Origin of the sequence: Bradyrhizobium sp. SZCCHNS2022, assembly GCF_032377575.1 — a bacterium.
GTDB lineage: Bacteria > Pseudomonadota > Alphaproteobacteria > Rhizobiales > Xanthobacteraceae > Bradyrhizobium > Bradyrhizobium aeschynomenes.
This window is the reverse complement of sequence record NZ_JAUHHZ010000001.1, coordinates 2562153-2584445: the sequence shown is the minus strand read 5'-3', so window position 1 is coordinate 2584445 and position 22293 is coordinate 2562153. Positions and strand designations below refer to the sequence as shown.

The following is a 22293-nucleotide window of genomic DNA, read 5'->3' as shown; positions in this document are numbered from 1 at the left end:
TAATTTCCGGGCCGAATTATTCGCCGTGAGTGTGGGGCAGGCGATGGCGGGAACCGGAAAAACAGTTACACGCGTCGATCTCTGCGAGGCCGTCTACCAAAAGGTCGGACTGTCGCGGACGGAGTCGTCTGCGTTCGTCGAGCTGGTCTTGAAGGAGATCACCGACTGCCTGGAGCGCGGCGAGACGGTGAAGCTGTCGTCGTTCGGGTCGTTCATGGTGCGCAAGAAGGGGCAGCGCATCGGACGTAACCCCAAGACCGGCACCGAGGTGCCGATCTCGCCCCGGCGGGTCATGGTGTTCAAGCCGTCGGCGATCCTGAAGCAGCGCATCAACGGCCAGCCGGCCTCCGGCAAGATGAACGGCGAGGCCAGCGCCGAGTTCGGCGCCGAGCCGGAATAGGGCCGTTCGGCGTGGCCTGAGGGCCGGAGTCGGCGTCGCATGCGTTCAATTCGTCCAATATCGTCAGCGTAGTCGTCGCGTTTCTTGGCAGCACGATCGAAGGGGAACGGGCATTTGGACAAGGCGCCCGATGCGTTTCGGACGATCAGCGAGGTCGCGCAGGAGCTCGACATCCCGCAGCACGTGCTGCGGTTTTGGGAGACGCGGTTCGCCCAGATCAAGCCGATGAAGCGGAGCGGCGGCCGGCGCTATTACCGGCCCGACGACGTCGATCTTCTCAAGGGCATCCGCCGTCTGCTCTACAGCGAAGGCTACACGATCAAGGGCGTGCAGCGCATCCTGAAGGAGCACGGCGTCAAGTCGGTCCAGGGGCTGGCGGATACCTCCGCGGCCGTCTCCTTCGGCGCGCTCGAGGAGACCCTCGGCCAGGCGATGATGGAGGAGGAGCCGCTCAGCGAGGAGGAGGTCGAATCGGAGGATGAAGAGGAGGAGGCCTCCGAGGAGGAGGGCATCGATTTCCGCTTCGTCGACACCGAGGACGACATTCTCGACACCTTCCGTGTCGGCCCGCCCACCCGTGCCGGCATGAAGCCGGAGGAGCGCGAAAAGCTCGAAGGCGTGCTCAAGGAGCTCGTCGACTGCCGCGCGCTGCTCGACCGCGCGATGAAGGAGGTCTGAGGAGGCTCCACGGGCCAGCGGCCGGATTCATTCGCTTCGCGCATCGCCTTGGTTCACCCCAGATCCCAAGGTTTCGGGGCATAGATCGCGCCACAAGCTGGCTGCGCTCCCCTCCCCCTTGCGGGGAGGGGGCGGGGGTGGGGGTCCCCAACCTTCGCTCTCTCGATCGCCCCCGCAAAACCCACCCGCCGTACCTTGCATCCCATCCCGATCACGGCTACAGGATCGGCCATCGGAGCGTGGCGCAGCCCGGTTAGCGCACTAGTCTGGGGGACTAGGGGTCGTGGGTTCGAATCCCGCCGCTCCGACCATTTTTCGAGATGCGATCTGGCTCGTTGGAGTTCGCTTTGTCCCGAGCGGCGATCAGAGCAATTCGACGTAAGGCCTCAGCAGGTTGACGGTTTCGAGCAAACCATCGGCCTCCATTTCCAGAAGCAGCGGCTGACCTTCCGTTAAAGATGAGCGCGAGGCTGACGAAGGCAGGCTGACCGAGCGGAAGCCGATTGAGCCGACCAAGCCTGTCTGGTCGGGCTGACGGGGCGTGATCAAGGCGTGGAGAGAAGCCGCTTGGCAAGATGATCTCGCGAGACAGCAGCAAGACGCCAAACGCGTTGGAGCGATCAACGCGCGCATGCTCTCAGCGACACTGGCTTTTCAACGTGCTGACGGCTGCTTAAACTCCGCGGCGGCTCCCGGTGCGCTGGCTCGCGTCAGAGGCCATTTTCGTTTCTGTCATTGCTGTCGAGTTCCTCATGGACGCCGCCGTCGTCGATACCTCTTTTGGCCATTTCGAGAACGCCGAGCAGATCGCCTTCTGGAACGGCGCGGGCGGCGAGCGTTGGGTGGCGCGGCGGGCGGAGCTGGATGCGATGCTGGCGCCGGTGCAGGACGCGCTGCTGGAGCGGGCGGCCATTCAGCCGAACGAGCGGGTGCTCGACATCGGCTGCGGCTGCGGCGCCACGCTGATCGCCGCGGCGGACCAGGTCGGCCCGGGCGGCAGCGTGCTCGGCCTCGACGTCTCCGCCGCCATGTTGACCGCGGCACATGAGCAGGCGCCGGCCGAGGCGCCCGTCAGCTTCGTGCAGGCCGATACCATGGTGCATCACTTCAAGGCCGCGAGTGCCGATCTGGTGATCTCGCGTCTCGGCGTGATGTATTTCGCCGATCCCGTGCGCGCCGTGCTGAACATTCGCACGGCCCTGCGCTCCGAGGGGCGGGTCGCATTCGCCTGCTGGGGTGAGCTGCGCGACAACCCATGGGCGCTGGAGCCGCTGCAGGCGGCCTATGATCACGTGCCGAAGCTGCCGGGTCTGCGGCCGCACGCGCCGGACGATTTTGCGTTTGGCGCGGCCGAGTGGGTGGAGAAGGTGCTGACCGACGCGGGGCTGCGCCGCGTCCGCCTCGAGCGCTGCGACGTCACGCTGGATCTCGGCGCCGGCGGCGGTCTCGATGCCGCCGTGCAGACGGCGCTCGCGATCGGGCCCGCCGGCCGCACCGTCGCCGGGCAACCGACCGAGGCGGCGGAGGCCGCGACATCGGCGGTGAGAAAGGCGCTCGGGCGGTACGCCAAGGCGCACGGCGTGATGGTGCCCGCTTCGTTCTGGACCGTGACCGCCGTCGATCCCTGACACGGGCCGGAGACCACCGGCGCGCTCTGCACCCTCGACAACGCCGCAAGATCGGTCGAGCGCGCGATATCCGGGCGCGATTAGCTTGTGCTGCCACGGAGCTCGGAACGATGAAGGCGGCGCTGCGAAACCACCATGCCCGGATGCAACGGGTGCTCGATCACATTGACCGGCACCTCGACGATGATCTGGATCTCGATACGCTGAGCGGCATCGCAGCCTACTCGAAATATCACTTCCACCGGCAGTTCACCGCGACCTTCGGTCTGTCCGTGCATCGCTACATCCAGCTCGCCCGCATGAAGCGTGCGTCCTACCAGCTGGCCTACAGCGATGCCCGGAGCGTCACCGATGTCGCGATGGATGCCGGCTACGACGCACCGGATGCCTTCGCCCGCGCCTTTCGGCAACGGTTCGGGCAGACGCCGTCGTCGTTTCGGAAGTCTCCCGACTGGGAGCCGTGGCTTGCGGCCTTCGGGCCTTTCGACGATGCGAGGAGCAAGCTGATGCAGAAAACCTTCACCGCCCATGACGTCACGGTGCGCGACGTGTCTGCCACGCGCGTGGCCATCATCGAGCACCGCGGCGATCCGGCGACGCTCGGCGCCACGATCCAGCGCTTCATCGCGTGGCGCAAGACCGCCGGCCTGCACCCCAGGACCAGCCCGACCTTCAATGTCTGGCGCTCCGAGCGTCGTCCGGCATCGCCTGCGGATTACAGCGTGGACCTCTGTGTCGGGACGGACCAGCCGATCGCGGCGCATGGCGAGGACGTCAAGGTCGGCGAAATCCCCGGCGGACGCTGCGCCGTGCTCCGCGTCGTCGGCAACACCCACAATCTGGAGCCGGCCGCCCTCTTTCTCTATCGCGACTGGCTTCCGGCCAGCGGCGAGGAGGCCCGTGACTTCCCGATCTATTGCCAGCGGCTGAGCTTCTTCCCGGAGGTTCCAGAGCACGAGACGGTGGCTGACCTGTTCCTACCGTTGAAATAGCGTTCGAGGCGGCCCGTCCGTCTGAAGACCTGCGGCGGGCCTCTTCGTCGATCCGTTTCGACCAGTGCCGGCGCACTTTTGAAAGGTTCCAGTTCCATCCGCGGAACCGGGGCCGGTGCCTTCGCGTTGATGCGCCGGAGAAGCCGGGGCCCACACCCTGGCATTGAACCTTTGCGCGCACGCGCGCACCAACTTGGTGTTCGACTCGCCGCAGAGTCGGGTTTTCAGGAAATTTCAGACGGACGTCGGGGTTCACCTCGATGTGCTGCTCATTGTCGTTCAAGGAGGCGCGTATGGTCCTCAGGACTTTGAAAGTTTCGCTGTCCGTTTTCGCCGCTGCAACGTCGGTGGTGTCGCTATTCGCCGTCGGCTGGGTGGGTCTCGCGCTGCTCGGCTACTGATAAGTTCACGGAATGATGCATAGAGACGCACCGGCGTCTCATGTCCTGCAAGGCGCGCCCGGATCAAGCCTGATCCGGGCGCGCTTGTTTTTGCGGATGCGAGAGGAGCGCTCCGGTTCTACGCGAACGCCTTCTCCACGGTTTCGATCAGCACGCGGAACGATTTGTCATGGCGCGTGATCGGCGGAATCGCCCGGGTGATGCCGAGCAGCTGATAGACCGCCATCTGCGCCGCGCGCACCGAATATTCCACCGTGAACACGACGTCGTCGGGGATCTCGACGAACTGGCTGACGAAAGCGAGGTTCTTCGAATTCGCCGGCACCGGCAGCGGGCGGTCGCTCCTGCTTCGCGGCATGAACATGCTGGTGATGTAAGGCAGGCGGCAGGGCACGCAGGTCGCCGCTTCGAACACCGCCAGATCGAAGTTGAGGTGACCGCAGAGCTCCTTGAGAATGTCGGCGCCGCCGCAATCGGCCATCGCCTTCCCAACGAAATTGCCGATGCGGTCGGGATGCAGCGCATAGCCCCAGAACACCTGCACATCGTCAGGTTGACCGGCGAAATGCGGCTGGTGATACAGCACGATCGACATCAACCAGTTGGACTCGGTGAAGGTGACGAGCCCGCCGGTGCCGGCCGCGTTGCCGCTGAACGTCTCCATCGCGTCGAAGAAGCGCGGATTGCGGCAGGTGACGGTGAAGGACTCCCAGCAGGATTCCGGGATTGATGAGTTGAACGCGGCGGGATTGCCGAACTCCGGACGCCCCCTCGCGATCTTCTCCCACAGCGCCCAGCCCTGGCTGTCCTGCTTGCTGAGCCGCGGCGGCGGCGCATCCTGGGTGCCGAGGCTGGTCGCGTCCGTCATCGAGCCGTTCTGCAGGAAGACCAGGTCGTCGCTCGAAAGTGCGATCGTCTCCGGCCTGCCGCTGCGATCGAGCACAAGGCGCTTCACGACGTGCTTGCCGCCCTCCGTCTCGATCGCGATGTCGGTGACATCCACGCCGCCGGCGAAATGGACGCCGTGACCCTCGAGCCATTTGACGAGCGGCACCACGATCGCATCGTACTGATTGAACACGGTGCGCTTGACGCCGGCCAAGGTCTCGATGCGCGGAAACTCGTTCATGAAGCGATGCAGATAGCGCTTGAACTCGACCGCGCTGTGCCACGGCTGGAACGCAAACGTCGTCTGCCACATGTACCAGAAGTTCGTGGTGAAGAACGGCGGCGACAGCCAGTCGGTGATGCGGGACTTGCCGAGCTTTTCCTCGGACGCCTCCGTCAGCCTGACCAGCTCGAGCCGGTCCTGCATCGAGAATCCCATCGTGGACACGTCGATCTTGTGCCGGTTGCGATCGACGAGGCGCGCCTGCGAATGCGCGACGTGGTCCCTGTTGAAGGCGATGGTTTCGTCGCGCACGGTGCGGCTGGGATCGCTCGCGCCGGGAATGGTCGAGAGCAGGTCCCACGTGCATTCGTAGTGGTCGGTCGTCAGCATGCGGCCGCCGCGCAGCGAGAACGAGCCGTCGGGCAGTTGCGTGCCGTCGAGGCTGCCGCCGAACGGCAGATGCTTTTCGAAAATCGTGATGTCGTGTCCTGCCACGCCGCCGTCGCGGATCAGGAATGCGGCGCCAGCCAGCGCGCCGATGCCGCTGCCGATGAAATAGGCCTTCATGATGGTTCACCCGGATCGTCTGTACCGATCCGGGGATTAGCGGCCGTGTGTCCCGACGGAACTGATTCAGATCAACCGCGGCGAGACACTGACGATCACGATCTCGCGCGCGAGGTCAGGCGAAGGATTTGATGGCGGCCTGCGCCAGCACCTTCAGCGATTTGTCCCACGGTGTGACCGGCGGAATGGCGCGATCGATCTTCATGAGCTGATACACCGCGTGCATGGCCCCGCGCACCGAATATTCGATGGTGAACACGGCATCCTCCGGCAGCTCGACGAACTGGCCGATGAAGGCGAGGTTCTGCGAATTGGCCGGCACCGGCAGCGGCCGGTCGCCCATGCTGCGCGGCATGAACTCGCTCATGATGTACGGCATCCAGCACGGCACGCAGGTGGCCTCGTCGAACACGGTGAGCGGGAAGCGCAGATGCCCGCACAGCTCCTTCAGGATCTCGGCGCCGCTGCATTCCGACATCGGCTTGGGCACAAAATTGCCGACGCGGTCGGGGTAGAGTCCATAGCCCCAGAAGATCTGGATGCCCTCCGGCTGGTCCGGAAAATAGGGTTGAGTGTACAGCACGATCGACATCAGCCAGTTGGAGTCGGTGAAGGACACGAGGGCGCCGGTGCCGGCGACATTGCCGCTGAAGTTCTGCATCGCATCGAAGAAGCGCGGATTGCGGCAGGTGACCGTGAAGGATTCGAAGCTGGATTCCGGGATGTTGGAGTTGAAGATCGCGGGATTGCCGAACTCGGGCCGGTCGGCGGCGAGCTTCTCCCACAACGCCCAGCCGCGGCTGTCCTCCTTGGTCAATTGCTTCGGCGGGCTGTCGTGGCTGCCGAGGCTGGTCGCATCGGTCATCGAGCCCGCCGTGTAGAACACGAGATCGTCGGGGGCGAGATCGATGCTGCGGCTGGCGCCGTTCTGCGTCAGGTCGAGCCGCGTGGCGCGATGCCTGCCGTTCTCCGTGACGAGCGCGATGTCGGTGACATCGGCGCCGCCGACGAAGTTGACGCCGTGCTCCTCGAGCCAGCGCATCAGCGGCTTCACGATCGAGTCGTTCTGATTGTAGACCGTGCGCTTGACGCCGCCGAGCGTATTCATCGTCGGGAATTCGTTCATGAAGCGGCGCATGTAGCGCCTGAATTCGACCGCGCTGTGCCACGGCTGGAACGCGAACGCCGTCTGCCACATCAGCCAGAAATTCGTGGTGAAGAACGGCGGCGACAGCCAGTCGGAGATCAGCGAGTTGCCGAGCTTGTCCTCCGGGGTTTCGGTGAGCCTGGTCATCTCGATGCGGTCCTCCATCGAGAAGCCCATGGTGGAGACGTCGACCTTGTGCCGGTTGCGGTCGACCAGCCGCGCCTGCGCATGCGTGACGTGCAGCTTGTTGAACATCTCGGTTTCGCTGAGGATGTTCTCGGACGGCTGCGAAGCGCTCGGGATCGTCGACAGCAGATCCCACGTGCACTCGTATTGCTCTGTCGTCAGCATGCGCCCGCCGCGCATCGAGTAGGAGCCGTCCGCAAGCCTGGCGCCGTCGAGACTGCCGCCATAGGGCAGGCGTTTCTCGAACAAAGTGATGTCGCGCCCGGCCACGCCGCCGTCGCGGATCATGAATGCTGCGCCTGAGAGTGAACCGATGCCACCGCCGATGAAATAGGCCTTCATGATGTCGACCTGCTGTTTAAAGGTTTGAAGGAAAATAGGAAAAATGCCGGCAGGCGCGGCCGGTCACCGGCCAAACAAAGCCCGCCGGAGCGCAATTTACCGCAGCGGGATGAATTAGTCGTCAACACGCTGAGGTCGTTTGCCCGGGGGCGGCGCAATGTCCCGGCATGGGCACGCGCCAGTCTTTCCGTTGTCATTGCGAGCGCAGCGAAGCAATCCAGGATGGTGTGAGGACTCTGGATTGCTTCGCTGCGCCGCTGAGCTCGCAATGACGGTGAGGCGATGGCTTCGCGCGCTCACATGATGTGAGACTGCGAATGCAGGAGCGGCAAGCTCTGCTGTCGTCCCGGCCTCGAGCCGGGACCCAGAGCCACAGGGTATAGTTCGGGGCAGGCGCGTCGTTCACATCGCGGCCATCACGACGGCCGCGGAGTATGGGTCCCGGCTCAAGGCCGGGACGACACCGTTGGTCGTTGCGCGAGCTGGGCAGTTACCGCTGCGCTCGCAATGACGCGGAGAGCGAGCCATGCCAATAGCAGCGCGAGAGCCTGAGGACGTTGCTTCTCGCCAGGCATCAACCTCGCCCTCAATGCCCCGCCATATGCCGGCCGATCTCAGTCAGGTCGGCCTCGCCGGCGCGAGTCTCGTAGACCAGCTGGCCGTGGAACATCACGACCAGCCGGTCGGACAGCTCCAGCAACTCGTCGAGATCCTCGCTGACCAGCAGCACCGCGGCGCCGCGGTTGCGGGCGGCCATGATCTCGGCGTGGATCTGCGCCACCGCCGCGAAGTCGAGGCCGAAGCAGGGATTGGCGGCGATCAGGACCTCGACGTCGTGGCCGAGCTCGCGCGCCAGCACGGCGCGCTGCACGTTGCCGCCCGAGAGCGCCGAGATCGGCGTATCCGGCGTGCGGGTCTTGATCTTGTAGCGGTTGATCTTGCTGGTGGCGTCCTTGCGGAAGGCGGATTTGTTCAGCCACCAGCCGCCGCTGGCGAACGGGGCGCGGTCGAACTCGCGCAGCGCGATGTTGTCGGCGACGCTCATGCCGCCGACACAGGCGTTCTTCAAGGGCTCCTCGGGCAGCAGCGACATCTTGTGCCGCCGCATCTCCTCGCGGCTCGCGGAATAGGGCGCGCCCGACACGAGGACCGCGCCGCTCTCGGCCTCGCGCTGGCCGGCGAGCACCTCGACCAGCTGGCGCTGGCCGTTGCCGGAGACGCCGGCGATGCCGACGATCTCGCCGGCGCGCACGGTGAGCGAAAGATCGTGCACGGCGAGGCCGCCGGCGTCGTCGCGCGCGACCAGCTTTTCGACTTCGAGCCTGACCTTGCCGGCCTCGCCGGTGCGCGACGGCTGCACCGTCAGCTGCTCGGCGCCGATCATCATCCGCGCCATGTCATCGGGCGTCAGCTCGGAGACCTTGCCGCGGCCCGCGAGCTTGCCGCGTCGGAGGATGGTGACCTCGTCGGCGAACGCCATCACCTCGCGGAATTTGTGCGTGATCATCAGGATGGTCAGCTCGCCGGCCTCGACCATCTTGCGCAGCATGCCCAGCACCTCGTCGGCCTCGCCCGGCGTCAGCACCGAGGTCGGCTCGTCCAGGATCAGGAAGCGGCGCTTGAGATAGAGCTGCTTGAGGATCTCGCATTTCTGCCGCTCGCCGGCCGAAATGTCAGAGACCTTTGCGTCGAGCGGCACGCGGAACGGCATGCGCGACAGGAACGCCTCCAGCTGCTGCTTCTCCTTAGGCCAATTCACCACCGCCGGCACATCGTCGCGCGCCAGCACCAGGTTCTCGGCCACGGTCATCGCCGGCACGAGAGTAAAATGCTGATAGACCATGCCGAGGCCGAGCGCGTGGGCGTCCTTCGGGTTGCTGATCGCGCGCTCGCGCTCGGCGATCAGCACGTCGCCCTCGGTCGGCCGGTAGTAGCCCATGATGCATTTGACCAGCGTCGACTTGCCGGCGCCGTTCTCGCCGAGCAGCGCGTGGAACGAGCCGGGCTTGACCTTGAGCTCGACATTGTCGAGCGCGGTGAACGCGCCGAAGCGCATCGTCATCGCGATGGCCTCGACGCCGAACGCGCCCGTTGGTGTCGGATCGTCGCCGATCACGACAGCGCCTCGATCAGCGCGGAGGAGGTTGCGACCGCGCCGAACACGCCGCCCTGCATCTTGATCATCTTCAGCGCGTGGTCGTGATTGCTTTGATCGGTGGCGCCGCAACAGTCCGACAGCAGCACGCATTCGAAGCCGCGATCATTGCCCTCGCGCATCGTGGTGTGGACGCAGACGTCGGTGGTGATGCCCGTGAGCACGATGTTCTGGATGCCCTTGAGGCGCAGGATCAGCTCCAGATCAGTGGCGCAGAACGAGCCCTTGCCGGGCTTGTCGATGATGATTTCGCCAGGCAGAGGAGCCAGATCCGGGATGATCTCCCAGCCGGGCTCGCCGCGCACCAGGATGCGGCCGCACGGTCCGGGATCGCCGATCCCGGCGCCGATCTGCTGCGAGCGCCAGCGCTTGTTGGCGGGCAGATCGGAGAGATCGGTGCGATGGCCCTCGCGGGTGTGGATGATCAGGAAGCCTTGCGCCCGCATCACCGTCAGCAGCTTCTTGATCGGCTCGATGGGGGCACGGGTCAGCGACAGATCATAGCCCATCTTGTCGACATAGCCGCCGACGCCGCAGAAATCGGTCTGCATGTCGATGACGATCAGCGCGGTGTTCTCGGGGCGCAGATCGCCGTTATAGGGCCAGGCGTAGGGCTCGGAGCGGATGGTGCGCGTTGTCATGCTGAGGCTCCCGTTAGCGTGTGTTGGGGCCTCATGGTTCGAGACGCGTCGCAAGGGCGACGCTCCTCACCATGAGGGTTTGGTTGGCCGGTCGCCGCGCAAAGACTCCTCATCCTGAGGAGGCCGCCAAAGGCGGCCGTCTCGAAGGATGGCCGCAGCAAGATTGCCTGCTTCAACATCTTCAGCCTGCCCACTGATATCACCGCGTGATCGACAGCTCGGCCGGCGCGCCACTCAGCGTGCGCTTGGGCGAGCAGGTGATGATCATGATCAGCAGCGTCAGGATGTAGGGCGCGGCGTTGAACAGATGATAGCCGGAGGTGACGCCGACCGACTGCAGCGCCGGTCCGAGCGCTGCGGCGCCGCCGAAGGCGAGCGAGGCCCACAGGCACAGCATCGGGTCCCAGCGCGCGAAGATCACGAGCGCGACCGCGGTGATGCCTTGTCCTGATGACAGGCCCTCGTTCCAGCTGCCGGGATAGAACAGCGACAGGAACGAGCCGCCGATGCCGGCGAGGAAGCCGCCGGCCATGGTCGCACGCAGCCGGATCATCAGCACGGAGTGGCCCATCGCGCGTGCCGCATCGGCGCTCTCGCCGGCGGTGCGGATCAGGAGACCCCAGCGCGTGGTCTTGAACGCCCAGAACAGGATCGGCGCCAGCGCGACGCCGAGCAGGAACAGCACGTTGATGCGCAGCGCGGCGCGCACCTGCGGCACGTCGCTCCACCAGCCGAAATCGATGGCCGGCAGCCGCGCCGCGGTCGGCTCGATCAGCGGCTTGCCGAGGAAGAAGGCGAGCCCGGTGCCGAACAGCATCAGCGAAATGCCCACCGCGACGTCGTTGACGCGCGGCAGCGAGCAGATGCCGGCATGCAGCGCCCCGAGCAGCGCGCCGGTGAGGCCTGCGGCGAGCACCCCGAGCCAGGGCGAGCCCGACAGATAGGAGATGCCATAGGCGCTCATCGCGCCCATCACCAGCGTGCCCTCGAGGCCGAGATTGATGCGGCCGGAGCGCTCGGTGATGCATTCGCCCAAGCTGACAAACAGGAACGGCGTGGAGACGCGGATGGCGCCCCCGAGCACCGCGAGCGGGACGGTCCAGAGTCCAATGTTGCCGTCAGCCATGTCTCAGGACTTTCCCTTGAGGAAGCCGATACGCCCGTAGAGCGCGTCGCTCGCCAGCACCGAGATGAAGATGATCCCCTGCAGCACCAGCACGGAGGCATCGGGCAGGCCGAGCCGGCGCTGCAGCAGGCCGCCGGAGGCGTTGATGCCGCCGAGCAGGATCGCCACGGGGATGATCGCCAGCGGATTCTGCCGCGCCAGAAATGCCACGAGGATGCCGGTGAAGCCGTAGCCGACCGCGAGGTTCGCATTGGTGCGGCCCTGCACCGCGGCGACCTCGACCATCCCGGCGAGCCCGGCGCAGGCGCCGGCGAGGAAGCACACGGTGAGGATCAGCTTGCCGACGGAGAGACCGACGATCTTCGCGGCGCGGATGTTGCCCCCCGCCACGCGCGCGGCGAACCCGAACGTGGTGTGATAGATCAGCACGTAGGACGCGACCGCCAGGATCAGCCCGAACACCAGGCCCCAATGTACGTCGGTGCCCGGGATGGTCCCGATCATGTTGGCGGCGCCGATCTCGCGCGTCGACGGCTTGTTGAGGCTCGCCGGGTCGCGCATCACGCCTTCGACGAGATGGTTGAGGATCGCGAGCGCGATGTAGACCAGCAGCAGGCTGGAGATGGTCTCGTTGACGCCACGATACTGACGCAGGCCACCGGACAGCAGAATCCACAATCCTCCGCCGGTCATGCCGGCGATCACCATGGCGATCTGCACGACGAGCGGCGGCATCCCTTGCAGCGCCAGCGCCGCTGATGTGGCGGACAGCGCACCGATCAACAGCGCACCTTCGCCGCCGATGATCACCATGCCCAATTGCGCGGGCAGGGCGGTGCACAGCGCGGTGAGAATGAGCGGCGCGGCGCGGCTCAGCGTGTTCTGCCAGGAGAACCAGGTGCCGAACGCGCCGTAATACATGTACCAATAGAGATCGAGCGGGTTCTTGCCGAACAGCGCCACGAACCCGCCGAACACCAGGAGCGCGGCGACCAGCGCCGCGCCCGGAATGAGGATGTATTCAATGCTCGCGCCGTAACGCTGCAGGAAGCCTGCGTCGGCGGCCGGCGCGATGGCGGCCGCATCAACCGGATCGGCCGCCTCCGTGGTCACGACGTGGCTCCGATCACGCCCTCGACCAGATAGTCCATCTTCTCGAGCTCGGGATCCTTCTGGCCGCGCTCGGTGCCCGCGGTGATCACGGTGTTGCCCTTGTTGTCCTTGATCGGGCCCTTGAAGATCGTATAGCCGTCGCCGAGAAACTTGGCCTTGATCTCGTCGGCATGCTTGCGCGCAGCTTCCGAGACGGCCTCGCCATAGGGCGACACCTTGACCAGCTCTTCCTTCAAGCCGCCGCGATAGAAGTTCGGAATGCTCTCACCCGCGGCCAGCATCTTGACGAACTTCGGATACAGCGCCTCCCAGTTCCACTCGGCGCCGGTCAGATAGGCCTTCGGTGCCAGCGGCGACTGGTTGACGTGATAACCCGTGACGAAGGCGCCGCGGCGCGCGGCGTTCTCGACCATCGTCTTCGGACCGTCGACATGGCAGGTCAGCACGTCGACGCCCTGGTCGATCAGGCTGTTGGTCGCCTCGGCCTCCTTGACCGGCATCGACCAGTCGCCGGTGAAGATCACCTGGGTGGTGGCCTTGGGATTGGCGAGTTGGGCGCCGAGCGTGAAGGCGTTGATGTTGCGCAGCACCTGCGGGATCGGCTTGGCGGCGACGAAGCCGAGCTTGCCGCTCTTGCTGGTGTAGCCCGCGACGATGCCGGCGATGTACTGCGCCTCGTCGATGTAGCCGAAATAGGAGCCGGCGTTCTTCGGGTCCTTCTCGCTCCACAGGCCGCCGCAGTGCTCGAAGCGCAGCTTCGGGTACTTGTTGGCCATCTTGATCATGTGCGGATTGTAGTAGCCGAACGAGGTCGGGAACAGCAGCGTGGCGCCGTCGAGATTGATCATCGACTCGATCGTCTTCTCGACTGCGTCGGTCTCCGGCACCTTCTCCTCTTCGATCACCTTCAGCCCCGGCAGCTTCTTCAGCGCCGCCGCGCCCTGCGCATGCGCCTGGTTGTAGCCGTAGTCGTCGCGCGAGCCGACATAGATGAAGCCGATCGTCGTCTCCGCCGCGAAGGCCGGCCGCAGGCCCGCGGCTGCGCCGAGCGTCAGCGCCGCGCCACCCTGCAACAGATGCCGTCGTGAAATCCTGCCAAAGTCCATTGGTGTGCTCCCTCGGCGGGCTATCGTGCCCGCGCCTCTCGGCTTCGCCGGCACGGCGCAGCCTCGGCGGGGATCGCAAGCTTCGTGCCAGGGGCTTTTGGCCCGGCAGGAAACCTAAGCCACTGACGGACCACTGCTTTGTGATTGGCTGCGAATTGGGCAACGATTGCTGCGAACGAAATGTGGCCTAATTTTTAATCAATCGACTTCAATTGTATGCAACAAGTTCGGCGGAGCGAGACTGCCGTAGCGAGACCTCTGCGGTCAGCGCGCGTTCTGAAACGCGGTTGTGAGAACTTGGTCCGGAGACGGGAAACGGGTCTGCTCTCTCCACGTCATTGCGAGGAGCGTAGCGACGAAGCAATCCAGAGTCCCGTCAAGAGCCCTGGATTGCTCCGCTGCGCTCGCAATGACGGAGGAAGCAGCGGCGCGCACGTGTCCACACGCCATGCTTGGCGAGGCCTTCTGTCACGTCATGACGATGCGCGTCGCGCCGATCAGATGCCGAGCAGCCAGACGGCGACGATGGTGCCGATCACGGCGAGCCCTGAGATGGTCCAGCCGGTGACATAGGCGCCGTCGCCGGGACCGGCCGGATCGACCATCGTGTCGCGCCAGCTCTCGTCCTGCCAGTGCCCCTGTTGGTACGCCATGCGAACCTCCTCGAGCCTGCCTCCCCACGGAATAAGTCGGAGCGCTGCCGCGCGGGTTCAACCCGGGCGTGAAATGTTTCGCTTCCGCGCTGCAACGGAGATCGTCGACATCGGCTCTGGTCAGGCGCGCCAAACGCCCTAAGCTCATCCCCGCGTTCCGAGAAGAGAACGAGCAAGTCGCCGGGACGGCCGCGGCCGACCCGCAGCAGGGAAGGACAGACGTCGATGAAGGATTTCGCCGGCAGGATCGCTGTGATCACCGGAGGCGGCACGGGCATGGGCCGCGAGCTGGCGCGCCAGCTCGTCGCTGAGGGCTGCAACGTCGCGATGTGCGACGTCTCGGCCGAGGCGATGGCCGAGACCAAGCGGCTGTGCGAGTCGGAGGGACTGCCGCAGGGCCTGCGCGTCACCACCCACGTCGCCGACGTCTCGATCGAGGCGCAGCTGCAGCGTTTCCGCGATGAGCTCATCGAGCAGCAGGCGACCGACAAGATCCATCTGCTGTTCAACAATGCCGGCATCGGCGGCGGCGGCAGCCTGTTCACCAACTCCCGGGAGCAGTGGGAGCGCACCTTCAACATCTGCTGGGGCGGCGTCTATCTCGGCGTCCGCACCTTCCTGCCGATGCTGCTGAAGGCCGACGAAGCCCACATCGTCAACACGTCCAGCGTCAACGGCTTCTGGGCCTCGGTCGGCATGGGCGTCTCGCACACCGCCTACAGCGCCGCGAAATTTGCGGTGAAGGGTTTTACCGAAGCGCTGATCAACGACCTCCGCCTCAACGCTCCGCACATCAAATGCTCGGTGGTCATGCCCGGCCATATCGGCACGTCGATCGTCTCGAACTCGCGCAAGGTCCAGAGCGGCGGCGAGTCGGACGAGCTCAGCGAGACCGAGCTCGCCCAGGCCCGCCAGCGCATGAAGGGCATGGGCATCGACGTGTCAGCGATGAGCGATGCCGACATCCAGAACGCCGCCCGCGAACGCGCCCGCAGCTTCCTCGAGGACGCGCCGACCACGGCCGCGCAGGCGGCGAAGATCATCCTCGACGGCGTGAAAGCCGAGCAGTGGCGCATCCTGGTCGGGGAGGATGCGAAGCTCCTGGACATGCGCGTGCGGCAGTCGCCGGAGCAGGCCTACGAGCCGGAATTCTTCCAGCGCTTCGCGCAGGAGGCGGGGTGGAAGCTGGGGTAGGGAATACCTGTTAGTTGTGGACATCGCTCGTACGGCGCGGACAGTGAGCTCCCCTCCCCCTTGCGGGCAGGGCTATCGCATATCGCGATCGATGTTTTGCGCCCATCTCCCTCCGCGTCGTCATGGCCGGGCTTGTCCCGGCCATCCACGTCGTCCAGCATGCTGAGAACGACATGGATGCCCGGGACGGAGCCCGGGCATGACGATGTGGAGACGGTTTCGCGACACACCTAGATTGACCATATGCGATAGCCCTGCCCTGGAGGGGAGGGGAGACGAGACCGCCGCACCGTCCCCGCAGAACGCGGCGACCGAGCAAACAGTGAAGGGGCGCCCCAGGACCGATCGTGATCGAGGTTTGCGCTAAACGGGATATCTACCGCGACGACGCCACCCGATACGCCATCCGCGTGTGGCTCGGGCAATACGGCAAACCCTCGATCGGCTTCGAGCCGCAGAAGCAGAAATCATCCGCGCCGGGCGTCGAGATCGGCCAGCGGCAGCGTTCCTTGGAGAGTTCGAACAGCGAGCAGCCGTTCTCGACGGGGCCGGCGGGCGGCTCCTCGACCATGATCGGCGGCGGATCGTTGCTCACCGCGCGCAGGATGCGGCGGCGCAGTTTCGGCACCGGGCGGCGCGCGCCGTCGCGGGTGGTCTCGGCGCGCACCACGCGCCTGGAGTCGCCGCCATTGTCGCGCGTCAGCGCGAGGCGGGAGATCTTGCCGATCACGGCATTGCGGCTGACGCCGAGCTCGGCGGCGATCTCGCGGCAGGTCAGCCCGGCTTCAAAGTGCTGCTTCAGGGCCCGGAGGCGTTCCTCGGTCCAGGTGGGTTGGGTCTGTCGTTCGGCGGGCATTGTTGTCGCTTCCAAGTTTGATCCGTCCTGGATCGTCCTGGCCGACGGCCGCACCGAAACTGTCTCCGCGTGTCGTGTCCCTGTTACGCCCGTCCGTTGTCGCGAATCGACAGCAGCCCGTCCTTGATGGCGAGCCGGATGCCTTCTTCAATCAACGTTCTGCAGACACCCGGAACGCTGGTGCCGTGGGTGCCCTGTTTCACGAGCTTTTCGAGATAGCCAATGGTTGCCAGGGCCAGGGTTACGGGGATGCGGTCAGTTTCGGCTTTTTCCGTCGCCATGCCTAAAAGCTAGTCCGTAACCGGTGTACAGAAAAGTAACTTTTTAGACTCTATTAGGAATCCAATAGGTTGTACAGCGTCCTGGGGATAAGTGGTTAAACTATTGAATTTTATGGAAATCTGACGAATCGGGCGGGTCGCGGCGGTGACTCTCCGCGCGCTCGGCGAGTCCGGGCCCGGAATGGTACGGTGCACGAGCGGGTGGAGAGGATTCGCGGCGCAACTGTCGGGACTCCTTCCGGACATCGGTCCGGGCCGTCCGACCGCGCCCTGCGCGACGGTCCTCCCGCCCAGCAGCCATGGGACGGCTCGCCGCGGCGCCACGCCGGGTCAAATTTCTATAATCCAGAAAATAACGCTTTCGCTTTTCCGGAAATCATGCTCTATTGCACGCATCCCGCCTCATTCGGAAGGGGCGTTGCGCGCGATCGTCACGACACGCGAGGCGGGGAGCGATGGCCGCGAGCGAGCCGCAGCGCGTCCGAGAGGATGCGCGGACGAACGGTTCGGCGCGGACGTGAAGTCGCAGCGTGCTGGCACCCCGATGCTGGTGCTACGTTCGTGACGGCGCTTGCGCGCCGCGCGGGCAATGGTGGCCAACAAGCCCGGCGCACCAGGCAGACTGCGTATAAGCGTGAAGACCATCGCGCAGGGAAGGCCGGGCGTTGTCCGGCTGCACCTGTGGTACCTGCCGCCTGCATTTTTTCTCGCAGGCGGGCCGCAGGCGTCAGCCGACGCCTGGCCTTCCCTGCGCCCTCCGAACTTCGTGAGGGTGAGATGAGCGGCATGACTCGGCGCGAGCGGCGCGCGAGGATGAAAACGCTTGTCTGTTGGGATAAGCGAGGGCGCGTCACATTCGATCGTCATCCCCGCGCAGGCGGGGATCCAGTACGCCGCGGCCTATCGAGGACCCACCATGGCCGCGGAGTACTGGGTCGCCCGGTCAAGCCGGGCGACGACAATGGAGCGAGCCGCGCGAGCGCGGCCCACGACGACCTCACCCGTGCACGACCGACTTCGCGATCATGCAATGAATGCCCTTGGAGCCGTTGACGGTCTGGGTCACCCGCAGGTCGGCCGCGAGGCTGCACAGCGTATAGGCGTCCTCGCGCGACAGATTGCGCTTCTCGCCGAGCAGCACGATCATGTCGCGCAGCGCGCGCACCACGCACTGGTCGAGATCCGGGTCCATCGCCATCGTCATGTAATGCGTGGCGGTCTCGGCGCGCGGATAGTCGAATTTGAGATCCTTGCGCACGGTGAGACGAAAGCGGCCCTGAAGCGCGGTCTCGATCGCGGTGACGCAGACCTCGCCATCGCCCTGCACGCCATGGCCGTCGCCGCAGGAGAACAGCGCGCCCGGCACGAACACCGGCAGATAGAGCTTCGCGCCGGGCCTAAGCTCCTTGTTGTCGAGATTGCCGCCCATCGCGCGCGGGATCAGCGAGGTGATGCGGCCCCAGGCCGGCGGCGGCGCTACGCCCATCACGCCGAAGAACGGCGCCAGCGGCAGCTCCAGCCCCCACGGCATCTTGCCGACCATGCGCTCCCGGTCGAGCGGGATGTTCATCAGCCGGCTCTCGTGGAAATCGTCGGGCAGGGTGCCGGCCAGCGGACGGATGAAATTGTAGCCCCAGTCCTGGCGCAGCTGCACGTCGAGGATGTCGACCTCCAGCACGTCACCGACCTCGGCGCCATGGACCGCGATCGGCCCCGTCAGGATGTGGCCGGGCACCATGCGCTCACTGCGGGCGTGAACGTCGAACAGTTCCGGCGGCACGTGGAATTTGCTGGTATCGGGCACCACGTCGGGCCCGCCGCTGATCGAGTCGATCGTGACCTCGTCACCGCTGTCGACCGTGAGCACCGGCTTCAGCCGGGATTCGAAGAAGCCCCAATGGCAGGTCTCGGGGCTGGCGTGCAGATGGTGATGGGCCATGGTCCTCTCATTCTCTCCGGTTCGGCCACGACCATAGCGCATTCAAAGCCCGCCGCAGAGAGATGGCGACGCATGGCGGCTGTCGTGTATGAGGACGGCCGTGGCCTCTCACCCCGCGCCGGAGCTCGCAATGTTCTTTGTGCTGTCGAAGACGCTCGGCCTGCTGGCACTGCCGACCAATTTCATGATTGCGCTGGGCCTCGTCGGCGCCATCCTGATGCCGACGCGGTTCACCGTGCTGGGGCGCAGGCTGGTCGTCACGGCCATGCTGCTGCTGGCGATCGTCGGCCTGACGCCGCTCGGCAGCCTGATGCTCTCTCCGCTGGAGAGCCGGTTTCCGAAATGGGACCCGGCGAAGGGCGCGCCGGACGGCATCATCGTGCTCGGCGGTCCCGTCGACTCCGACCTCTCGGTGATGTACGGCATGCCGGTGACGGTGGCGGGCGCCGACCGGGTGATCCAGGCCGCGGTGCTGGCGCGGCGCTATCCGAATGCGCGAATCCTGTTCACGGGCGGCAGCGCCAACCTGATCGCGACCGAGGCCAAAGAGGCCGACGTCGGCGCAGAAATCCTGGAGAGCCTCGGCGTGCCCAAGGAGCGCCTGCTGCTGGAGCGGCAATCGCGCAACACCTACGAGAACGCGATCTTCTCCAAGGGGATGATTGCGCCGAAGCCGGGCGAGCGCTGGCTGCTGGTGACCTCAGCCTATCACATGCCGCGCTCGGTCGGGCTGTTCCGGAAAGCGGGCTTTCCGGTCGAGCCCTATCCGGTCGACTGGCGCGTCGGCCGCGTGCTCGAATTCGACGGCATCTCGCTGCTCGGCCTGCGGCGCGCCGACATCGCCGTGCGCGAATGGGTCGGGCTCTTGGCCTACCGCCTGCGCGGTCGCACCGACGATCTGTTTCCGGGACCGACCTAGGCCGTCGTCTTGTTGAAGCCGGTGATCATCGCCGCCAGCTCGGTGCGCACGGCGTGCACGACCGGCTCGAAGCTGCGACCGGCGTCCTGGCGGAACAGCCGCGCGCTCGGATACCACGGGCTGTCGTCGCGATCCCTGAGCCAGCGCCAGTCGGCGAGGTGCGGCAGCATGATCCAGGTCGGCCGTCCGAGCGTCGCGGCGAGATGCGCGGTGCTGGTGCAGACGGTGACGACCACGTCGAGACAGGACATGAGGGCCGCCGTTTCGGCAAAGTCGGCCAGATCAGCCGTGAGGTCGCGGATGCGGCTCTGCTGCGCGAGCAGCGCCCGGTCCGCTGGCCGCAGCTCTTTTTGCAGGCTGATGAAATCCGCCGCGACATCGAGCAGCGGCAGCAGCGTCGACAGCGGCATCGAGCGGTTGCCGTCGTTGGCCTGGTGCGGATTGCCGGACCAGACGAGGCCGACGCGCAGCCGGTCGTGCCCACCGAGCCGCTGCTCCCAGGCGGCGACGCGATCGGCCGGCGGCGGGGGCAGATAGTTGGCCGGTGGGATGGTGTCGAGCGTGGTGCCGAAGGCGAGCGGCAGGCTCATGATCGGACAATGCATGTCGAAGGCCGGCCGCTGCAGGTCCGGCGTGAAGGCGAGGCACTGCGACACGCCGTCGATGCCGGCCATCAGCCGCCGCAGCGGCTCGCGGACGACCAGGATCACCTTGGCGCCGCGCGCCGCGACCATCGGCAGATAGCGCGCGAACTGGATGTTGTCGCCGAAGCCTTCGTCCTCCTCGACCAGGATGGTCTTGCCGGAGATATCCTCCTGGCCCAACCATTTTGGCTGCGTGAAGCGCGGATAGTCGGGCGAGAAATCCGGCATGTTCCAGCGCGCCTCGCGGTGCGCCCAGCCGGCGGCATAGTCGCCGCATTGCAGCTCGATATGGGCGAGCTGCCATTCTGCTTTGGCGTTGTCCGGTTCGAGCGCAAGGATCTTGCGGTAGACCGCGATCGCCTCCTCGAAACGCAGTGCTTGCAGCAGCGCGAAGCCCTTGTTGTGCAGTACGTCGACGAAGTCCGGTCGCAGCGCCAATGCCCTGTCGAACCAGACCAGCGCCTCGTCGATCCGGCGCAGGCAGACGAGGGCATCGCCGAGATTGTTGCAGACGAGCGCATCGTCGGGCGCCAGCGCCTGCGCGCGCTCGCAATCCGCCAAATAGTCGTCGTAGCGCTTCAGCTCGCGGACGCATCTGGCACGCATCTGCAGCGATTGCAGGTCGTTCGGCTGCTGCGCCAGGCACACCGTGAAGGCCTGCGCGGCCTCGTCATAGCGCTGCTGCTGATGCAGCAGCAGGCCGCTCTGGAATGCGGACTCCCGATGCGCGGGATCGATGGTGAGGGCATGCTGATAGCTCAACAGCGCCTCGGCACCGCGATCCAGCGCCAGCAGCACGCCGCCCATGTGCTTCCACAATTCGGCGTCGTCGGGTCTGAGCTGGATCGCCTTGTCGAACACCGCGAGCGCATCGTCGAGCCGGCCCATCTGCTTGAGCGTGAAGCCGAGGCTGGTGAGATAGTCGATCTTCGGGCTCTGCCGAATGGCGCGCGAGAACCAGGCCACGGCGTGGTCGTGCTGCCCGGTCTGCAGCGCGATGATGCCCATCAGCGCAAGGCTGTCGGCGTGGGTCGGCTCGGCCGCCAGCGCCTGCTCGCAGCAGACCTGCGCGTCGAGCAGGCGGCCGGCGCCGAGGTGGTGCAAGCCCGCCTCGTACAGGGCGGCCGGGGACAGAACGTTCGTTCCGCCCGGGCCGGCCGTTGCGCTCCTGGCGCCCTTCTTCCGGTCACTGCGGCTCATCGCGTCGTCCTGTCCAAGGATCGAAAATTCATAAGTGATTCCCGATGCATCGAGAAGGATCATAGTATGGCACGCGAGCCGGCGGGGCGGATTTGCTGGCATCATCAGGTGCGAGGGTCTAACAAGCGCCCCGAAGTCGAACCACGCGATGCACGGGCAGACGGTGCGGCAGGGAGGAAACGCCACATGCAACAGCCGAACGCGACAGACAGGCTGGACCTGGCGGCCATGGTGGCCGATCTCAACGGCCTGCTGCGGCTGAAGACGACGGTGATCGGCATCAAGATGTTCGCCCGCGTCGAGGACATGGAAGCGATCGAGAGGATCCGCCGTCCCAACGCGGTGCACACCACAGACCAGATCGTCAGCATGGCCGCGCGGCTGGGCTGGACCGTCGGCATCACCGGCGATGATCTCGTCGGCGCGCAATGCCGCGCGGTGATCGGGCTCGGCCCGCAGGACGAGACCTGGCTCGAGGGCGCGAACTATGTCGGAGTCTGGCACGGCACCGCGGAGGACGCCCGCAAGCGGCAGCAGGCGCTGGATGTCGTGCCGTTCGGGCAGTATCAGGCGATGGCGGTCAGCCCGCTGGCGAGCGGCCGGCTCGATCCGCCGGACATCTGCCTCGTCTACGCGACGCCGGGGCAGATGATCATCCTGATCAACGGCCTGCAATATGTCGGCTACAAGAAGTTCGAATGGGGCGTCGTCGGCGAGACCGCCTGCGCCGATTCCTGGGGCCGCGCGCTGAAGACCGGCGAGCCCAGCCTGTCGTTGCCGTGCTTCGCCGAGCGCCGCTACGGCGGCGTGCCCGATGAAGAAATGTTGATGGCGCTCAAGCCGGCCGATCTTGCCAAGGCGATCGCCGGCATGAAACAGCTGGCCAGGAACGGCCTGCGCTATCCGATCGCGCCCTACGGCATCCAGAACGACGTCCGCGCGGGAATGAATGTGTCTTACGGGAAGAAATGACATGCGCCGTCATTGCGAGTGCAGCGAAGGAATCCAGGGCTG

20 protein-coding genes and 1 tRNA gene are annotated in these 22293 nt (G+C 65.7%); 8 read left to right on the top strand and 13 right to left on the bottom strand.

What is annotated here, in order from left to right; genetic code table 11:
* The first annotated feature begins 43 nt into the window (after nt 1–43).
* The 3 genes from QXZ94_RS11505 (at nt 44) to QXZ94_RS11495 (ending at nt 1389) form a co-directional block, all read left to right on the top strand.
* On the top strand, nt 44–400 hold the full coding sequence (locus QXZ94_RS11505) for an integration host factor subunit alpha (protein WP_172109709.1): 357 nt from the start codon (nt 44–46) through the stop codon (nt 398–400).
* Between the two features lie 114 nt (nt 401–514).
* Nucleotides 515–1078, top strand: coding sequence for a MerR family transcriptional regulator (locus QXZ94_RS11500; RefSeq protein ID WP_315720495.1), 564 nt, complete (start codon nt 515–517; stop codon nt 1076–1078).
* A gap of 233 nt (nt 1079–1311) precedes the next feature.
* Nucleotides 1312–1389 (top strand) — tRNA-Pro (locus tag QXZ94_RS11495).
* A gap of 52 nt (nt 1390–1441) precedes the next feature.
* On the opposite strand, the gene QXZ94_RS11490 is transcribed toward QXZ94_RS11495, so the two are convergent.
* Nucleotides 1442–1594: a hypothetical protein gene (locus QXZ94_RS11490; protein WP_315720494.1), complete on the bottom strand. Its 153-nt coding sequence runs from the start codon at nt 1592–1594 to the stop codon at nt 1442–1444.
* A 236-nt stretch (nt 1595–1830) separates the two neighbouring features.
* On the opposite strand from QXZ94_RS11490, the gene QXZ94_RS11485 reads away from it, so the two are divergent.
* The gene (locus tag QXZ94_RS11485) at nt 1831–2706 is read left to right on the top strand and encodes a class I SAM-dependent methyltransferase (protein ID WP_315720493.1); all 876 of its coding nucleotides are present in this window, start codon (nt 1831–1833) and stop codon (nt 2704–2706) included.
* 110 nt (nt 2707–2816) lie between these two features.
* Nucleotides 2817–3698, top strand: a complete 882-nt coding sequence (locus QXZ94_RS11480) for an AraC family transcriptional regulator (RefSeq protein ID WP_315720492.1) — start codon at nt 2817–2819, stop codon at nt 3696–3698.
* 519 nt (nt 3699–4217) lie between these two features.
* Here QXZ94_RS11480 and QXZ94_RS11475 read toward each other — a convergent pair.
* The 8 genes from QXZ94_RS11475 to QXZ94_RS11440 form a co-directional block, all read right to left on the bottom strand.
* Complete coding sequence (locus QXZ94_RS11475) at nt 4218–5777, bottom strand: oleate hydratase (protein ID WP_315720491.1); 1560 nt, start codon at nt 5775–5777, stop codon at nt 4218–4220.
* Between the two features lie 115 nt (nt 5778–5892).
* Nucleotides 5893–7488: an oleate hydratase gene (locus QXZ94_RS11470; protein ID WP_315726207.1), complete on the bottom strand. Its 1596-nt coding sequence runs from the start codon at nt 7486–7488 to the stop codon at nt 5893–5895.
* Nucleotides 7489–8038: 550 nt separating this feature from the next.
* Nucleotides 8039–9514, bottom strand: a complete 1476-nt coding sequence (locus QXZ94_RS11465) for an ABC transporter ATP-binding protein (protein WP_315726206.1) — start codon at nt 9512–9514, stop codon at nt 8039–8041.
* A 50-nt stretch (nt 9515–9564) separates the two neighbouring features.
* The gene (locus tag QXZ94_RS11460; protein WP_315720489.1) at nt 9565–10248 is read right to left on the bottom strand and encodes an isochorismatase family cysteine hydrolase; all 684 of its coding nucleotides are present in this window, start codon (nt 10246–10248) and stop codon (nt 9565–9567) included.
* Nucleotides 10249–10447: 199 nt separating this feature from the next.
* Nucleotides 10448–11374: an ABC transporter permease gene (locus QXZ94_RS11455; protein WP_315720488.1), complete on the bottom strand. Its 927-nt coding sequence runs from the start codon at nt 11372–11374 to the stop codon at nt 10448–10450.
* 3 nt (nt 11375–11377) lie between these two features.
* Entirely contained in the window at nt 11378–12487 is a 1110-nt protein-coding gene (locus tag QXZ94_RS11450) for an ABC transporter permease (RefSeq protein ID WP_315720487.1), read from the bottom strand.
* Entirely contained in the window at nt 12484–13593 is a 1110-nt protein-coding gene (locus QXZ94_RS11445) for a BMP family ABC transporter substrate-binding protein (RefSeq protein WP_315720486.1), read from the bottom strand. Before QXZ94_RS11445 ends, QXZ94_RS11450 begins: the two co-directional genes overlap by 4 nt.
* Nucleotides 13594–14090: 497 nt before the next feature.
* A complete protein-coding gene (locus tag QXZ94_RS11440) occupies nt 14091–14246 on the bottom strand; it encodes a hypothetical protein (protein WP_315720485.1) in 156 nt (51 codons plus the stop codon).
* A gap of 225 nt (nt 14247–14471) precedes the next feature.
* Here QXZ94_RS11440 and QXZ94_RS11435 point away from each other — a divergent pair, with 225 nt between their 5' ends.
* Nucleotides 14472–15440 carry an SDR family NAD(P)-dependent oxidoreductase gene (locus QXZ94_RS11435; protein WP_315720484.1) on the top strand — a complete coding sequence of 323 codons (969 nt, stop codon included), beginning with the start codon at nt 14472–14474 and terminating at the stop codon, nt 15438–15440.
* Nucleotides 15441–15816: 376 nt separating this feature from the next.
* On the opposite strand, the gene QXZ94_RS11430 is transcribed toward QXZ94_RS11435, so the two are convergent.
* The 3 genes from QXZ94_RS11430 to QXZ94_RS11420 form a co-directional block, all read right to left on the bottom strand.
* Complete coding sequence (locus tag QXZ94_RS11430; protein WP_172109694.1) at nt 15817–16296, bottom strand: GcrA family cell cycle regulator; 480 nt, start codon at nt 16294–16296, stop codon at nt 15817–15819.
* 83 nt (nt 16297–16379) lie between these two features.
* On the bottom strand, nt 16380–16577 hold the full coding sequence (locus QXZ94_RS11425; RefSeq protein ID WP_006614936.1) for a hypothetical protein: 198 nt from the start codon (nt 16575–16577) through the stop codon (nt 16380–16382).
* 997 nt (nt 16578–17574) lie between these two features.
* A complete protein-coding gene (locus tag QXZ94_RS11420; RefSeq protein ID WP_315720483.1) occupies nt 17575–18516 on the bottom strand; it encodes an acetamidase/formamidase family protein in 942 nt (313 codons plus the stop codon).
* Nucleotides 18517–18646: 130 nt separating this feature from the next.
* Here QXZ94_RS11420 and QXZ94_RS11415 point away from each other — a divergent pair, with 130 nt between their 5' ends.
* A complete protein-coding gene (locus tag QXZ94_RS11415; protein ID WP_315726204.1) occupies nt 18647–19435 on the top strand; it encodes a YdcF family protein in 789 nt (262 codons plus the stop codon).
* Here the strand turns inward: QXZ94_RS11415 and QXZ94_RS11410 are convergent.
* Nucleotides 19432–21279: a tetratricopeptide repeat protein gene (locus QXZ94_RS11410; protein ID WP_315720482.1), complete on the bottom strand. Its 1848-nt coding sequence runs from the start codon at nt 21277–21279 to the stop codon at nt 19432–19434. The genes QXZ94_RS11415 and QXZ94_RS11410 overlap by 4 nt on opposite strands.
* Nucleotides 21280–21465: 186 nt before the next feature.
* Between QXZ94_RS11410 and QXZ94_RS11405 the strand changes: the two genes are divergently transcribed.
* The gene (locus tag QXZ94_RS11405; RefSeq protein ID WP_315720481.1) at nt 21466–22251 is read left to right on the top strand and encodes a DUF169 domain-containing protein; all 786 of its coding nucleotides are present in this window, start codon (nt 21466–21468) and stop codon (nt 22249–22251) included.
* Nucleotides 22252–22293: the final 42 nt, after the last annotated feature.

Bases quoted from the DNA above. Each gene is read 5' to 3' on its own strand.
- QXZ94_RS11460 (WP_315720489.1), bottom strand. From the start codon at position 10,248: ATGACAACGCGCACCATCCGCTCCGAGCCCTACGCCTGGCCCTATAAC.
- QXZ94_RS11430 (WP_172109694.1), bottom strand. From the start codon at position 16,296: ATGCCCGCCGAACGACAGACCCAACCCACCTGGACCGAGGAACGCCTC.
- QXZ94_RS11485 (WP_315720493.1), top strand. From the start codon at position 1,831: ATGGACGCCGCCGTCGTCGATACCTCTTTTGGCCATTTCGAGAACGCC.
- QXZ94_RS11455 (WP_315720488.1), bottom strand. From the start codon at position 11,374: ATGGCTGACGGCAACATTGGACTCTGGACCGTCCCGCTCGCGGTGCTC.
- QXZ94_RS11405 (WP_315720481.1), top strand. From the start codon at position 21,466: ATGCAACAGCCGAACGCGACAGACAGGCTGGACCTGGCGGCCATGGTG.
- QXZ94_RS11410 (WP_315720482.1), bottom strand. From the start codon at position 21,279: ATGAGCCGCAGTGACCGGAAGAAGGGCGCCAGGAGCGCAACGGCCGGC.
- QXZ94_RS11440 (WP_315720485.1), bottom strand. From the start codon at position 14,246: ATGGCGTACCAACAGGGGCACTGGCAGGACGAGAGCTGGCGCGACACG.
- QXZ94_RS11425 (WP_006614936.1), bottom strand. From the start codon at position 16,577: ATGGCGACGGAAAAAGCCGAAACTGACCGCATCCCCGTAACCCTGGCC.
- QXZ94_RS11420 (WP_315720483.1), bottom strand. From the start codon at position 18,516: ATGGCCCATCACCATCTGCACGCCAGCCCCGAGACCTGCCATTGGGGC.
- QXZ94_RS11480 (WP_315720492.1), top strand. From the start codon at position 2,817: ATGAAGGCGGCGCTGCGAAACCACCATGCCCGGATGCAACGGGTGCTC.
- QXZ94_RS11465 (WP_315726206.1), bottom strand. From the start codon at position 9,514: ATGACGATGCGCTTCGGCGCGTTCACCGCGCTCGACAATGTCGAGCTC.
- QXZ94_RS11475 (WP_315720491.1), bottom strand. From the start codon at position 5,777: ATGAAGGCCTATTTCATCGGCAGCGGCATCGGCGCGCTGGCTGGCGCC.
- QXZ94_RS11435 (WP_315720484.1), top strand. From the start codon at position 14,472: ATGAAGGATTTCGCCGGCAGGATCGCTGTGATCACCGGAGGCGGCACG.
- QXZ94_RS11505 (WP_172109709.1), top strand. From the start codon at position 44: ATGGCGGGAACCGGAAAAACAGTTACACGCGTCGATCTCTGCGAGGCC.
- QXZ94_RS11445 (WP_315720486.1), bottom strand. From the start codon at position 13,593: ATGGACTTTGGCAGGATTTCACGACGGCATCTGTTGCAGGGTGGCGCG.
- QXZ94_RS11415 (WP_315726204.1), top strand. From the start codon at position 18,647: ATGTTCTTTGTGCTGTCGAAGACGCTCGGCCTGCTGGCACTGCCGACC.